This is a genomic window from Arthrobacter sp. StoSoilB20, assembly GCF_019977295.1.
GTDB lineage: Bacteria > Actinomycetota > Actinomycetes > Actinomycetales > Micrococcaceae > Arthrobacter > Arthrobacter nicotinovorans_A.
This window is the reverse complement of record NZ_AP024651.1, coordinates 2,414,290-2,427,603: the sequence shown is the minus strand read 5'-3', so window position 1 is coordinate 2,427,603 and position 13,314 is coordinate 2,414,290. Positions and strand designations below refer to the sequence as shown.

13 protein-coding genes are annotated in these 13,314 nt (G+C 63.8%); 6 read left to right on the top strand and 7 right to left on the bottom strand.

Annotation, left to right across the window (positions count from 1 at the left end; all coding sequences use genetic code 11):
- Positions 1 to 38: 38 nt before the first annotated feature.
- From LDN85_RS10910 to LDN85_RS10890, 5 genes are all read right to left on the bottom strand, one after another.
- The gene (locus tag LDN85_RS10910) at positions 39 to 329 is read right to left on the bottom strand and encodes a Dabb family protein (protein WP_223943100.1); all 291 of its coding nucleotides are present in this window, start codon (positions 327 to 329) and stop codon (positions 39 to 41) included.
- Positions 326 to 1,996: an FAD-dependent oxidoreductase gene (locus tag LDN85_RS10905; RefSeq protein ID WP_223943099.1), complete on the bottom strand. Its 1,671-nt coding sequence runs from the start codon at positions 1,994 to 1,996 to the stop codon at positions 326 to 328. The genes LDN85_RS10910 and LDN85_RS10905 overlap by 4 nt, the downstream gene beginning before the upstream one ends.
- Positions 1,997 to 2,033: 37 nt before the next feature.
- Positions 2,034 to 2,819, bottom strand: a complete 786-nt coding sequence (locus tag LDN85_RS10900; protein WP_223943098.1) for an SDR family oxidoreductase — start codon at positions 2,817 to 2,819, stop codon at positions 2,034 to 2,036.
- A 173-nt stretch (positions 2,820 to 2,992) separates the two neighbouring features.
- Positions 2,993 to 3,787 (bottom strand): IclR family transcriptional regulator, encoded by a 795-nt coding sequence (locus LDN85_RS10895; protein ID WP_035760653.1) that lies wholly within the window; start codon positions 3,785 to 3,787, stop codon positions 2,993 to 2,995.
- Position 3,788: 1 nt separating this feature from the next.
- On the bottom strand, positions 3,789 to 4,511 hold the full coding sequence (locus tag LDN85_RS10890) for a GntR family transcriptional regulator (RefSeq protein WP_223943097.1): 723 nt from the start codon (positions 4,509 to 4,511) through the stop codon (positions 3,789 to 3,791).
- A 103-nt stretch (positions 4,512 to 4,614) separates the two neighbouring features.
- Between LDN85_RS10890 and LDN85_RS10885 the strand changes: the two genes are divergently transcribed.
- The 5 genes from LDN85_RS10885 (at position 4,615) to LDN85_RS10865 (ending at position 9,242) form a co-directional block, all read left to right on the top strand.
- Positions 4,615 to 5,616 (top strand): BadF/BadG/BcrA/BcrD ATPase family protein, encoded by a 1,002-nt coding sequence (locus LDN85_RS10885; protein WP_223943096.1) that lies wholly within the window; start codon positions 4,615 to 4,617, stop codon positions 5,614 to 5,616.
- A 72-nt stretch (positions 5,617 to 5,688) separates the two neighbouring features.
- Complete coding sequence (locus LDN85_RS10880; RefSeq protein ID WP_346347047.1) at positions 5,689 to 6,777, top strand: DUF2092 domain-containing protein; 1,089 nt, start codon at positions 5,689 to 5,691, stop codon at positions 6,775 to 6,777.
- Entirely contained in the window at positions 6,774 to 7,745 is a 972-nt protein-coding gene (locus LDN85_RS10875) for an ABC transporter ATP-binding protein (RefSeq protein WP_091551746.1), read from the top strand. The genes LDN85_RS10880 and LDN85_RS10875 overlap by 4 nt, the downstream gene beginning before the upstream one ends.
- Entirely contained in the window at positions 7,735 to 8,601 is an 867-nt protein-coding gene (locus tag LDN85_RS10870) for an ABC transporter permease (RefSeq protein ID WP_223943095.1), read from the top strand. Before LDN85_RS10875 ends, LDN85_RS10870 begins: the two co-directional genes overlap by 11 nt.
- Before the next feature lie 20 nt (positions 8,602 to 8,621).
- Entirely contained in the window at positions 8,622 to 9,242 is a 621-nt protein-coding gene (locus LDN85_RS10865; RefSeq protein WP_026540583.1) for an L-threonylcarbamoyladenylate synthase, read from the top strand.
- Between the two features lie 36 nt (positions 9,243 to 9,278).
- Here the strand turns inward: LDN85_RS10865 and ligD are convergent, their stop codons facing one another.
- The gene (ligD, locus tag LDN85_RS10860) at positions 9,279 to 10,304 is read right to left on the bottom strand and encodes a non-homologous end-joining DNA ligase (RefSeq protein ID WP_223943094.1); all 1,026 of its coding nucleotides are present in this window, start codon (positions 10,302 to 10,304) and stop codon (positions 9,279 to 9,281) included.
- Between the two features lie 76 nt (positions 10,305 to 10,380).
- Here ligD and LDN85_RS10855 point away from each other — a divergent pair, with 76 nt between their 5' ends.
- The gene (locus tag LDN85_RS10855; RefSeq protein WP_223943093.1) at positions 10,381 to 11,043 is read left to right on the top strand and encodes an alpha/beta family hydrolase; all 663 of its coding nucleotides are present in this window, start codon (positions 10,381 to 10,383) and stop codon (positions 11,041 to 11,043) included.
- Between the two features lie 34 nt (positions 11,044 to 11,077).
- On the opposite strand, the gene LDN85_RS10850 is transcribed toward LDN85_RS10855, so the two are convergent.
- Complete coding sequence (locus tag LDN85_RS10850) at positions 11,078 to 13,183, bottom strand: elongation factor G-like protein EF-G2 (protein WP_223943092.1); 2,106 nt, start codon at positions 13,181 to 13,183, stop codon at positions 11,078 to 11,080.
- Positions 13,184 to 13,314: the final 131 nt, after the last annotated feature.

The window sequence follows — 13,314 nt, the reverse complement described above, 5'->3', positions numbered from 1 at the left end:
CCTGGCCGCACTATGCACAACCTCCGAGGAAACTACAGCTAGAGCACAAAATCCACGGCAATAATCTGTTCGCTGTTGGGAAGTGAGAACATTTTGAGAGGCTCGTGCAGCGGATGCGTGTCGTATACCTCGAGGTCTTCGGCGGCGTTGAAGTCAGCAACAATCGCGTAGTCGAAGGAGCGGCCATGCCGGAGGACATCTGTCCCGTGCGTGAACTTCAGGAGGCCTGGAATGTTGCCCTCCAGCCGGTCCAGTCCTTTCCGCCAGGCCATCATGTCCGCAGCAGGGAAGTCAGCCTTGAACTTGAACAGCACTGCGTGCCGGATCACGCCTGGGCTCCTGTTGCATCCGCCAACTCTGCCGGCCTGTATTCCGCTGGTTCGCCCGCGATGGTGCGGCCCGCCAGGTAGCCCATGGTCATGATGGGTCCCAGGGTGGCGCCTGCTCCCGGGTAGCCTGCAGCGTAGGCATTTTCCGTGGTGTTTCCCGCGGCGAAGAGGCCGGGGATGGGATCGCCGTCCACGTCCAGAACCCGGGCAAGGCCGTCAGTGGCTACACCTCCGTTGCTGCCAAAAGCTCCATTGACCACCTCCATTGCATAAAACGGCCCGGTCTGCAGCGGACCCAGGGACGGGTTGGGCCACGGGCAGTCGTCGTCGCCCCAGTATTTGTCATAGGCACTTTCGCCACGGCCGAAGTCGGGGTCTTCGCCCTTGACAGCATGGAGGTTGAAGCGATCAACGGTGGCCTCCAGGTTCCCGGCGGGGACACCGATCCTGGCGGCCAGTTCCGCCAACGTGGCACCTTCCACCAGGTAGTCCGGCGTCGGCTGGCCTGCCCGATGTGCCAGGACGCCGTAGCGCTCCAGGTAGCTGTGGTCGAACACCACATGTGCGGGTGTGTTCAGTGTCTGGTTGTTGGGCGAATCCCATGACTGCAGGCAGCGGGCGAGGTCGTTGTAGTTCTGGGACTCGTTGGCAAACCGCCGGCCATGGCGGTTGACCATAAGGGAGCCCGGTCCTTGCCGCTCAAAACGGAGCAGGGTCCCCACGGGCGCTCCATCGCGGGTGTCGCCTGTGATGGACATTGGCGCCCACCAGGCCTCGCGGGTTCCCCGGATTTGGGCACCTGCCCGCTGGGCCATCTTCAGGCCATCGCCGGTATTCGACGGCGGAGAACACATGATGTAGAGCCGTGAAGCCAACAATGAGTCCGCAAGTGCCTTGTCCCATTCGAAACCGCCCGTGGCGAGGACGACGCCGTCGTTGGCGTGGAACATCTCCCCTGACTCGAGCTGGACGCCCACTACCCTGCCGCCGTCGTTCAACAGCTTCTGCCCGCGGGCACCAACCACCAGCGCGGCGCTGTCCCTGACCAAACTGGCCAACAGCATGGACACCAGGGCCTGGCCTTTGGCCACGAGCCCCTGCTCCTGCCGTTGGTTCAGTTTTTCCCAGGGGAACTTGGTGAATGCACCCCAGGCCTCGTACTCCTGCATGGTGAAGGGCGCCCTCCCGTCGGAGCGGACGTGGGCTGCGAGCCCGCCGAGAGCCTCGCGAATGTTGTAAAGCCCGGGTTCAACAGTCCTTCCGCCATCCACGGAACCGGGCAGGTCCTGGCGATAGTCGGGAAAGTTGTCCAGGAAAATGAACTGCAGGCCGCATTCGTCTTCGGTAAAACGGAGCATGGTGTCACCGTAGGTGAGTGCCGCATCCAGCAGTTCTTCGCGGCTCCGTCCGCGGGCAACGGCGCGGACATACCGGGCCGCCGCTTCCTTGGAATCGGACAGCCCCGCTTCGCGGGCATGATGGTTGTCCGCAATCCACAGCATGCCTCCGGATACTGCGGACGTGCCGCCCAGCAATTCGGTCTTTTCCAGTACGACGACGGACTTGCCGGCACGTGCGGCCGTGGCGGCTGCGGTCAGGGCGCCGGCGCCGGAACCGACAACGACGACGTCATAGGTATCGGCAGGGGTGCCGTTCAGGTATTTCATGGTGGTACCTCTCGTAGGGCGTGAAAAGTTCTGGTGGTCAGACAGCCGTGTAGCCGCCGTCGATGACCAATTCGGATCCGGTGGTAAACCGGGATTCGTCCGAGGCCAGGTAGAGGACTCCGTAGGCGATTTCCTCAGGCTCGCCTTGGCGAGGGAGAGGATTTCCGCCCACCAGTTGCTGGTAGTACGCCTCCGCCCCAATGTCCGACTGTTCTGCTGAGTGCCGGCTCATCCGGGTGTTCATTGAGCCCGGATGGATGGAATTCACCCGGACCCCGTATGCCCCGTAGGCCGCTGCGTCCGACTTGCTCAAGAGCCGGACAGCTCCCTTGGTGGCGTGGTACAGCGGGACATTGCGCCCGCCGGTCAGCCCGTGGATGGAGGAGAAGTTGATGATGCTGCCGGACTCTTTGGCGATCATCGCCCGAACCACGTGCTTGGTCATCAGCCACACCCCTTTGACGTTGACGTCGAAAATGAGGTTGAACTGGTCCATGCTGGCAGTGTGGCTGGCACCTGCCGGACCGATGATTCCTGCTGCGTTGACCAGGATGTCCGGCTGGCCGAGGTCGCCGCTCAGTTGCTTCACAGCCTGGGCGACGCTGTGTTCGTTGGTGACGTCGACGTCGTACTCGGTGATGCCGGGATGGGCGTCCGTTGCAGTTGTTCCTGCCTGGTCCAAGCTGGCCACGATCGCACCGTGCCGGGCAAGGAGGCGGGCTGTGGCGCCGCCCAGGTCCCCCCTGCCGCCGGTGACGATTGCGACCTTTCCTTCCACCCGCCTGCCTCCGGACTCCGGGCTCGGCTGCGTTGCAGTTTCCATGACCAATTCCTCCTGCCGCGGCGTTGCCGCTTCTCAAACCCGGGTACGGCAGGGCAGCACAACAGAGGCCCCCATGAGGCCGTGGTGTGGTGGGTTTCGGGCGGGTGCCCTGCTGGATTCAACTCTGCCAGTGGACGTGTGAGTGGAACCACAGGGTTACCGATGAACGGGAATCAGATGCTTCCGTTGCTTTGCCGGACGGCGCCCTTGAGTTCTCCCCGCCAACCAAGCGCGCGGGAAATTCCGCGCGCCGCAGTCATCAGGACCGGCACCCGCGCCGCAGCGTTTTCTTCGTTTCTGGGCACCACTACGCTAAGGGCTGCAACCACGGTACTGCTGCGGCCAAAGACAGGGACTGCGATTCCGCTGGATTCGGGCACGATGATCCCGGGCATGGAGGCGAAGCCCCGTTGCCGGATGTTGGCCAGGTGCCGCCTCAACTCGCCAGGGTCGGTCAGCGTGGCATCGGTGAACTTTTCCAGCGTCCGCGACAGGAACAGGTCTTGGTAAGCCGGTGGTGAGTAAGCCAGCAACACCAACCCGGATGAGGTTCCGTGGACCGGGAGGCGGCCGGCAACTTTCGTGATGTCAACCAATGAATCCCGGAAGCCAATCCGTTCGATATACAACACCTCTTCAGAATCCAGGATCCCCAAAGTGGTGGAGTGCTGGACCACCGACTGAACGTCTTCCATGAATGGCAGCGCCGCTTCACGCAGGCCCACCATGCGCGAACTCCTGGAGACCAACTCCCACAGCCTGGTTCCGATCCGGACCTCGCCGCTGGTTTCGCGCTCCAGCAGTCCTTCATGGAGGAGTTCATCCACCAGGCGGTAGGTGGTGGTCACCGGCAGCCCCGAGCGCCTGGCCAGGTTGGCGACGCTCATGGTGAGGTGTGCGTCGTCGAACGCTCCAACCAGCCGCACGAAACGCCGGATTATCGACTCCCCTGAGGACGAATTGGCCATCTCAGTCTCCTGCCTTCACCCGGGATACGAACCGGAATCTATCCCCGCGGAACGCACTGCGGGTCCACTCCACCGGGGTCCCCGCAGCGTCGCGGGCCAGCCGGTGCACCACCAACAAAGGCGCTCCCATCTCGATCCCCAGCAGCCTGACATCCTCCGGCCCGGCCAGGGCCGTCTCCACGGTGTCCTCGACGTCGGCCACGCGCCGGCCGTAGACATCGGCCAGGACGGCATAGAGCGAACCTGCCTTGGCAAGCTGGGACTTCAAGCCTGGAAGCTTGCCGGGAAGCCAGGCAACCTCATGTGCCAGCGGTTCCCCGTCAATAAGCCGGATGCGTTCGAGGCGGGTCACGGGATCGCCTGGATCAAGGCCCAAACAGGCGGCTACTGCTGCCTCCGAGGTGACGACTCCCAAGGCAAGCGTCGTGGAATCGGGCCGCAATCCCTGGTTGCGGGCGTCATCGGAGAAGGAGGTCAACTGCCTGACATGGGTCACCTTGGGAGGCGCCACAAAGGTTCCGTGCCCCTGGATGCGGCCCAGCTTTCCCTCAGCCACGAGTTCGCTGATGGCTTGCCTGACTGTGGTGCGGGACGTGGTGTATTTCTCGGCCAGTGCGCGCTCGGTGGGGATCAGGGTGCCGGGTTTGAGGCCCGCGATAAGTCCAAGAACCTCGGTCTTGAGGAGGTAGTACTTGGGTGTACCTGGGACGGCGTCGGGTGGCATATTGGACATCCTACTTGTAGACAACATTATTGGTCTATGCCAATCTGAAGTGAGCCGCTGTGGACCACGCTGGTCTGACACGCCGGAAAACGAAGGGACATCAGTGGAGGAAGTACAGCAGTTCCCCGAAAACGGCGGAGGAAGCCCCAGCGTCGAAAGCACTGCAGCGGGTGCCTCTGCGTTGAAGGCAGATGCCACTGGGCCTTCGGAAACCACGCCGGCGGTCCTTGGCCTGCACATCGGCGGCTCCAAGACCCACGCTGTCCGGTGGGATGCCACCCACGCAAACGGTGAGGGCATGGAAATCACCGAAGCGAGCGCCAACCTCTCCTCCGTGGGCCACCAAGGAGCCGACGCAGTCCTGCGCAGAATCGCCGCTAGTGTGGGAAGCGGAATCGAAGCCGTGTGCGCAGGAGCTGCGGGCGCGGACACCCCGGCCAGCCGGGCAGTTCTGTCCGCCCTGCTGACCGAACACTTCCCTGGTGCCCGCATAGAGGTGGTCCATGACACCCGCATCGTTCTCGCTGCAGCAGGCTTGGACGCCGGCGTTGTCCTGGTTGCAGGTACCGGTTCGGTAGCCTGGGGCCGGAACGGGGACGGAATGGAAGCCCGCAGTGGAGGCTACGGCTACTTGCTGGGCGACGAGGGCGGCGGATACTCCGTGGTGCGGGACGCGGTTCGAGAAGCCCTGCGGGAGTACTACGCCGGACTGGAACCTGGCACAATGGTCCGCGCGCTCATGGCAGCCACAGCGAACGTGGACGCCTTGCAATTGATGGACTCCTTCTACGCGAAGCCGGAACCTGACCACTGGGCAACCCTGGCTCCCCTGGTTCTCGAGCTGGCGGCTGAGGGCGATCACGCCGCGGTCCGGATCCAGGCTGAAGCGGCACATCACCTTGCGGCGTTGGCTCGACAGGTCCTGGGCGAACTCGGCCTGGACCTGCCCCTGGTCATGGCGGGCAGCCTGCTGGTGAACCACAGCGAACTCGCCGGCGCCGTTGCCAGGAAAGTCTCCTTGGAGGATCCCTCATCAATCCGGATCCTCTCCCAAACACCGGTCCACGGGGCGGTTGAACTGGCACGGCAACTGATTAAAGCCTGACGCGCGAACAGGTGATAGGCACAGGTAACCGGAGTAGTCTGGAGCCATGCCTTTCACGATCGGTGGCTGGTGATGGTGACGCGATCCAAGCAGCGGTGGCTGCCTGCCGTGGTGGTTTCGGTTGTTGCCGCGATGACTGTGGCGTTCGGCTCCATCCAAGCCGGTGCCGCTGCGTCCTTGCCTGACAAGACCGCCGAAGAAATCCTGGCAATGGTGGCACGCAGCGAGGTCCGGGATTTCTCCGGCACCCTGGAACAATCCGCGGCGTTGGGATTGCCGGAAATGCCGGCTGCCGGCCCCGGAACCACCCCAGGTGCAGTCCCGGCCATGGAATTGTTGACCGGGACCCACACGGCCCGCGTCTATGTGGACGGCCCGTCCAAGGCCCGTTTCCAGGTTATGGACCGCATGGCCGAACGTGACGTGGTTGTCAATGGACGGGGCGTATGGTTCTACAAATCGGCGGATAACAGCGCCGTCCACTTCACGGCACCGATGCCCACCGGAGCAGTAGACATGGCTCCCCGGGACTTGCCCACGCCCGGGTCCATGGCAAACCGTTTGCTGGCAGGCATTGAAGCCAGCACAGAGGTCTCGGTTGACGATTCTTCTACGGTTGCCGGCCGGAGTGCTTACCGTCTCAGCCTGCGTCCCCGTACCGCCTCCACCCTGGTTGACTCCGTGGCGATCGACGTCGATGCTGAAACAGGCCTGACGTTGGGTGTGGAAGTGAGGGCCAAGGGTCAGGAGGACCCCGCGTATTCGCTGGCATTTACGGAGCTGAGCCTGACTGTCCCCGAGCCTGCCCTGTTCGAGTTCACCCCGCCCCCAGGTTCCACCGTGACGGAGAAGGTCCTGCCCGCCAGGCCCGCACCTGCCATGGCGGCACCCACGGCGCCCACGCCTCAGGACAGCCAGAAACCCGATCGACCCCGACCCACCGTGATTGGTCAGGGCTGGGACGCAGTCATTGCCCTGCCGGCAGGCGCTGCGCCGGCAGCGTTCACGGCCAATCCGCAACTGGCCCAAGCACTGCAACCAGTTTCCGGCGGCCGGGCGTTGACGACCTCACTGCTCAGCGTCCTGATTCTCGACGACGGCCGCGTCTTTGCCGGCATGGTGCCTCTGGAACGGCTTCAGTCAGCGGCTGCCGCCCTGTGAGCGAAGCCGCCCCCAGAGACTTTGCCATAGAAACGCACGGCCTCATCAAGCGCTTTGGTCACCGCTCCGCCGTCGAGGGAATCGACCTTGCGGTTCCGCGCGGCTCTGTCTACGGCTTCCTTGGTCCCAACGGTTCAGGTAAGACCACCACTATCCGGGTGCTGCTGGGACTGGCTTCGGCAAGCAGCGGCGAGATCCGCGTGCTCGGCCAGGACATGCCGAAGTCGCTCGCCGTGGTCCTGCCTGAAGTCGGCGCCCTGGTGGAGGGCCCCGGTTTCTATCCGTTCCTCTCGGGACGGGGCAACCTGATGCGCTTGGATTCGGCCGACCGCCATGCTTCATCCTCCACCAGGCGCCAACGGGTCAATGACGCACTGGAGCGTGTGGGGCTCGGCCACGCTGCGGCCAAGAAGGTCCGCACCTATTCTTTGGGCATGAAGCAGCGGCTTGGCCTTGCCAATGCAATGCTCCGGCCGCGGGAACTGCTGGTCCTGGACGAACCAACCAATGGACTGGATCCCCAGGGCACGCGTGAAGTGAGGAGCTTGGTTCGTTCCCTGGCCGCGGGCGGGACCACAGTGTTCGTTTCCAGCCACCTGCTCGCTGAGGTGGAACAAATGTGCACGGACGTTGGGGTGATGAGCGCCGGGCGTTTGGTGGCCCAAGGTCCCTTGGAGGAGCTGCGCTCGGCCGGGCAGGCCCGCGTTGTGGTTCAAACGCCCGACGCCGAACGTGCTTCCAGCGTCCTGGCCCGCCTCGGGTTGGTCCCTGGCGACGCTCCCGGCACCGTGAGCCGCCCGGGAACCACAGCCCTGCTGGGCACGGGGCTTAGTGGCTTGGCACCTGAAGCGATTGTGGCCGCACTGGTTGAAGGGGGCGTCAGGGTCCGTGGCTTCGCTGTGGAAAATGCGAGCCTGGAAGAACGCTTTGTGTCTTTGACCGGGGAGGGGTTCGACGTTGTCGGCTGAATCTTCCGGGCAACGGCCCCCGGCGTACGTCCGGCCGGCAGCCGGTTGGGCACTGCTGGGCTCCGAGTTGTCAGTGCTGTTCCGCAGGCTCCGCACGTGGGCCATGCTGATCGCCCTTGCTGCCGTGCCCCTCCTGATTGCCGTGGCCGTAAAATTGTCGTCCCGACCCACTACACCCGGACGGGGACCACTCTTTCTGGATCGCATCACCCAGAACGGCCTCTTCGTTGCCGTGACTGCTTTGGTGGTGTGCGTTCCTCTGTTCCTGCCGCTGACTGTTGGAGTGGTGGCCGGTGACACCATCGCCGGAGAGGCGAACGTTGGAACCCTCCGATACCTGCTGTTGGCTCCAGCGGGGCGGATCCGCCTGTTGTTGGTCAAATATGCCGGAGCCGTCGTCTTCTGTTGCGCCGCCACTGCTGCCGTGGCAGCGTCCGGCGCCTTGGCCGGCGTCGTACTTTTTCCAGTAGGGCCGGTGACGCTGCTGTCCGGCGACACGATCAGCGTAGGCGAGGCCGGCGTGAGGACCCTGCTGATTGCTGCCTACATCACGGTCTCGCTCCTGGGGTTGTCGGCAATCGGCCTGCTGATTTCGACCTTCACGGACGTGCCTGTCGGAGCAATGGCCGCCACGATCGTCCTTTCAGTCGTTTCACAGGTATTGGACAACCTCCCCCAGCTTGAGTGGCTGCACCCGTGGCTTTTCAGCCATCATTGGCTGGGATTCGCCGATTTGCTGCGGCAGCCGATCTCCTGGGCATCCTTTGCCGCGAACGCCGTCCTCCAGGCCGGTTACATCGCCGTCTGCGGCGCGCTGGCCTATGCAAAATTCTCCACCAAGGACGTGTTGTCATAGCTTTGTCGTAGGCTCTTCCCATGGCCAGATTCTTTGACGTTCACCCTGAAGATCCACAACCACGCGCCATCGGCCAAGTGGTGAATATGCTCCAAGGCGGCGGCCTGATCGCCTACCCCACCGACTCCTGCTACGCGCTGGGGGCGCAGATCGGCAACCGGGAAGCCCTGGACCGCATCAGGACCATCCGGCACCTGGACGACAAACACCACTTCACCCTGGTGTGCAAGGACTTCGCCCAGATGGGGCAATTCGTCATGCTGGACAACGACATCTTCAGGAGCATCAAGGCGGTCACCCCCGGCAGCTACACCTTTATCCTCCCTGCAACCCGCGAAGTACCCAAACGGCTATTGCACCCCAAGAAGAAAACCGTGGGCGTCCGCATTCCCGACCACAAGGTAGTCCAGGCACTGTTGGCCGAACTTGGTGAGCCTTTGCTCTCCAGCACACTCCTGTTGCCGGATGAGGAAGAGCCGCTGACCCAGGGCTGGGAAATCAAGGAGCGCCTGGACAACCAGGTTGATGGTGTCATTGACGCGGGCGACACCGGCTCGGAGCCCACCACTGTGATTGACTTCTCCAGCGGAGTTGCAGAGGTGGTGCGGCGGGGCATGGGCGATACCTCGCGTTTCGAGTAACCCCAGCCGGCGGCTGGTTCCGGCACGGCCCCCGGCTTACTCCTCCGGCTTGCGTGCCCGGCTCGGCTGAACACGCATCGGCTCGCCCGGCATTTTGGGGAATTCCGGCGGGAAGGGCATCTCACCCTGGCCGTTTCCGACATCCCGCTCCCACCAGGACAGCAGCACGTCGATATCGCCGGGGTGATCGTGCATGGACGACCACGGGTCGCCGGTCTTCGCCAGTCGGTCCGGAACCGTGGCGATGGTGTACATAGCGGGATCGGCTTTCTCCAGCTCATCCCAGGTCAGCGGGCAAGAGACCTGGGCCGTGGGAACGGCACGCGGGCTGTAGGCCCCCGCTATGGTCCGGTCCCGGTTGGCCTGGTTGAAGTCCACAAAGATCCGCGTCCCGCGTTCCTCTTTCCACCACGCGGTGGTGACCTTGTCCGGCATACGCCGTTCCAACTCACGGCCAGCGGCGATCACCGCATGTCGCACGTCAAGGAATTCGTGCTTGGGGTGGATCGGCGCGTAGACGTGCAGTCCGCGGTTGCCGGAGGTCTTGATGAATGCTGTCAGGCCGGCTTCTTCCAGCACTGACCGGAGCTCCAGGGCGGCCGGGATGGCGTCGTCGAAATCGGTTCCCGGCTGGGGATCAAGGTCTATCCGCAGCTGGTCCGGATTATCGGGGTCATCAGCCCGGGAGGCCCAGGGGTGGAAGACCACGGTGTTCATTTGCGCCGCCCATACCGCTGCAGCAGGCTCATCGATCACCAGCTGCGGATGGGACCGGGCACTGGGATAGGTCACGGGGACGGAACGGACATAGTCCGGAGCACCTTTGGGCGGGTTCTTCGAGAAGAACATCTCGCCCTCGATGTTGCCCGAATAGCGTTGAAGACTGATCGGCCGGTTCCCGTTGGCGGCCACAAACGCCTCTCCGACGTCGATAAGATAGTTGGCGAGGTCCAGCTTGGTCAATCCCGCCGCGGGCCACATCACCCGGCTTGGACTGGAAATCCTGACCTCCCGGGAGCCGTGGGGACCGGGCACTGTGACGGTGGTTGCTTCGCTGGCCATGGCCACAAGCTACCCCGTTAATGGCCCACACGTCAGCACCCACGGTATTTTCGGTGTGGTGGGCAATGATGGAGATATGGCAAGCACCGAAACACCCCTCACCATCGCTGTCGGAGAATCAAACATCTCCGCCATCCACCTCCGGCCGGAGAACCCTTTCGCCACCTTGGCGGTGGCCCACGGTGCCGGCGCAGGAATGGAGCATCCCTTCCTCCAGGGTTTCGCCGAAGCCCTGGCTCATGAGGGCGTAGCTACCCTGCGCTTCAACTTTCCCTACCGCGAAGCGGGACGCCGGTTCCCTGACCGTCCGCCGCTGGCCATCTCCACTTGGCGCGAGGTGATGGCTGCGGCCGCTGGGCTTGGTGACGGCGGCCCTGTCTGGGCGGGAGGCAAATCCTTCGGAGGGCGCATGGCATCCATGGCTGTGGGTGAGGGTATGCCTGCCCGCGGACTGGTGTACCTCGGCTACCCTTTGCACGCCCCGGGCAAACCGGAAAAGCTGCGCGATGAACACCTCTACGGCATCAAGGTGCCCATGCTGTTCCTCCAAGGGACGCGCGATACGTTTGCCACGCCGGAATTGTTGGAGGCCGTGGTGGAAAAGATAGGCCCGACGGCGACGCTCCAGTGGAGCGACGGGGGTGACCATTCGTTCGCGGTGAAGGGCCTTAAACGCGGGGCGGCCGAGACCGGGGCATCGCTGGCACCGGCGGTGGCTGCCTTCATGCGCGCAAACTGACCTGGCAGGCAAAACCCTGCTCCGAGGCCCCGGACTACTTTGGCACGGGCTCGTGGCGAAGGTAGGATCGCCGGAAACGTCCCGTACCGGCGGTGAGTGCACGCAGTTCGATGGCGTAGCGCAGGAGTTCCTGATCCGGCACTTCAGCACTGATCTCCGCTCCCTCGCCATCAGCTGCGTCAGTGCCGGTGACCCGGCCGCGCCGCCCGGAAAGATCACTCATCACCGCCCCCACGTACTCATCAGAGACGCTGACAACAACTGAGGACACAGGTTCCAGCAGCTGCATTTTGGCAGCTGCCGCTGCTTCGCGAAGGGCAAGTGCGCCGGCTGCCTGGAAGGCCGCGTCCGAGGAGTCAACGCTGTGGGTCTTCCCGCCAACCAACGTCACCTGGATATCCACCACCGGGAACCCGGCGGACACGCCCTTGAGCATTTGGGAACGGACACCTTTCTCAACACTGGCAACGAATGTTGCGGGGATCGCTCCGCCCACGATCTTGTCGGTGAACGCGAAACCCTCACCCCGGGCAAGGGGCTCCACCTCGATGTCGCAGATCGCAAACTGCCCATGTCCCCCTGATTGTTTGACGTGCCGCCCGTGTCCCACGGCTTTGGTGGCAAATGTCTCCCTGAGTGGCGTGATGACGTCCACGGTCTGCAGCTTGACGCCCTGGCCGCGCAGCCTGTCCAGGACCACCTCGGCATGGGCTTCACCCATGCACCACAGGATGAGTTGGTGGGTGTCGGGGTTGCGTTCCAAGCGAAGCGTTGGGTCCGCGGCGGCTACTTTTCCGATGCTCTTCGCCAGCACGTCCTCGTCGCTCCTTGACGCGCCTTCTATCGCAATGGGCATCAACGGCTCGGGCATATTCCACGTCTCGATCAGCAGCGGCGCTTCCCTGCCCGAGACGGTATCCCCGGTCTCGGCGCGCCCAAGTTTGCTGATGGCACAAATGTCCCCCGCGACACATTGCGGAACGGCCTTCAGGCCGGAGCCCACCGGCGCGTAGAGGTGGGTGACGCGTTCGTCAGCATCATGGTCCTCGTGGCCCCTGTCCGCGAGTCCCCTGCCACCAATATGGATCGAGGAATCTTCCCGAAGGGTCCCGGAGAAGACACGCACCAAGCAAACACGGCCCAGGAACGGATCCACGGTGGTCCGCACCACCTCGGCGGCCAATGGCCCTGAAGGATCGCAGGCCAGCGGCTTGATGGACTTTCCGTCCAATGCCATCACGGCAGGGGCGGTGCGTTCCATGGGTGAAGGCAAAGCATCAACCAGCAGGTCCATCAGCTCCGAAAGGCCCACACCGGTCTCTGCCGAGGTGGGGATCACGGGGAAGAAGCTCCCCCGGGCTACAGCTGTCTCCAGGTCCTGGATGAGGTCCGCCAGCGGCAACTCCTCCCCGCCCAGGTACCGGTCCATGAGGGTTTCGTCCTCGCTCTCGGCAATGATCCCTTCGATTAATGGCCCACGAGCCTCATCAACAGAGGTCACTGGTGCCTGATCCCCATCGGAGGGGGCGCCAAGTATGGCCACAAGGCCGGCATTGCCCACCGCAGGAAGGTACAACGGCAGGACTGCTTCCCCAAAGGCCTCCCGGCACCGCACGACGGCGGCACTGAAGTCGCCGCGCGGATGGTCCAGTTTGCTGATGACCACGGCCCGTGGCATGCCTACTTTCCCGCATTCGCCCCACAGGGCCACGGTCGCGGCATCGATGCCCTCCACTGCCGACACAACAAAAAGGGCCGCATCGGCAGCCCTCAAACCAGCCCGCAGTTCACCGGTGAAATCGGTGTAGCCGGGAGTGTCGATCAAATTGACCTTGACACCGCCCACCGCAATTGGGGCCACTGACATGCTCACGGACCGTTGCTGGTGGATCGCGGAAGGGTCGGAATCGCCGACTGTGGTCCCTTCGCTGATGGATCCCATCCTGGTGATGGCCCCCGTCGCGGCGAGCAACGATTCCACCAGCATGGTCTTACCGGCTCCCGAATGGCCTACGAGGGCGACGTTCCGTATTCGGGCCGGTTCACTTGCTGCCAGGGCCGCTCCAGTGTCACTCCTTCGGGTCTCCGGCATTCCGGTTGCGCTTGCCTTTGGCGTTTCCCGTGCGCTCCTCGCGGACATGGGCACCTCCTGGTGCTGATTCCCGGCAGGAGTCCGAACACGTACGGTTCGAACCCTTTACAGGATTGGACACCCTGGGCGGCCACATGGCAAGGGCTCGCGGGGGCAGTACCTGCCGCTGGCCGGCGGCC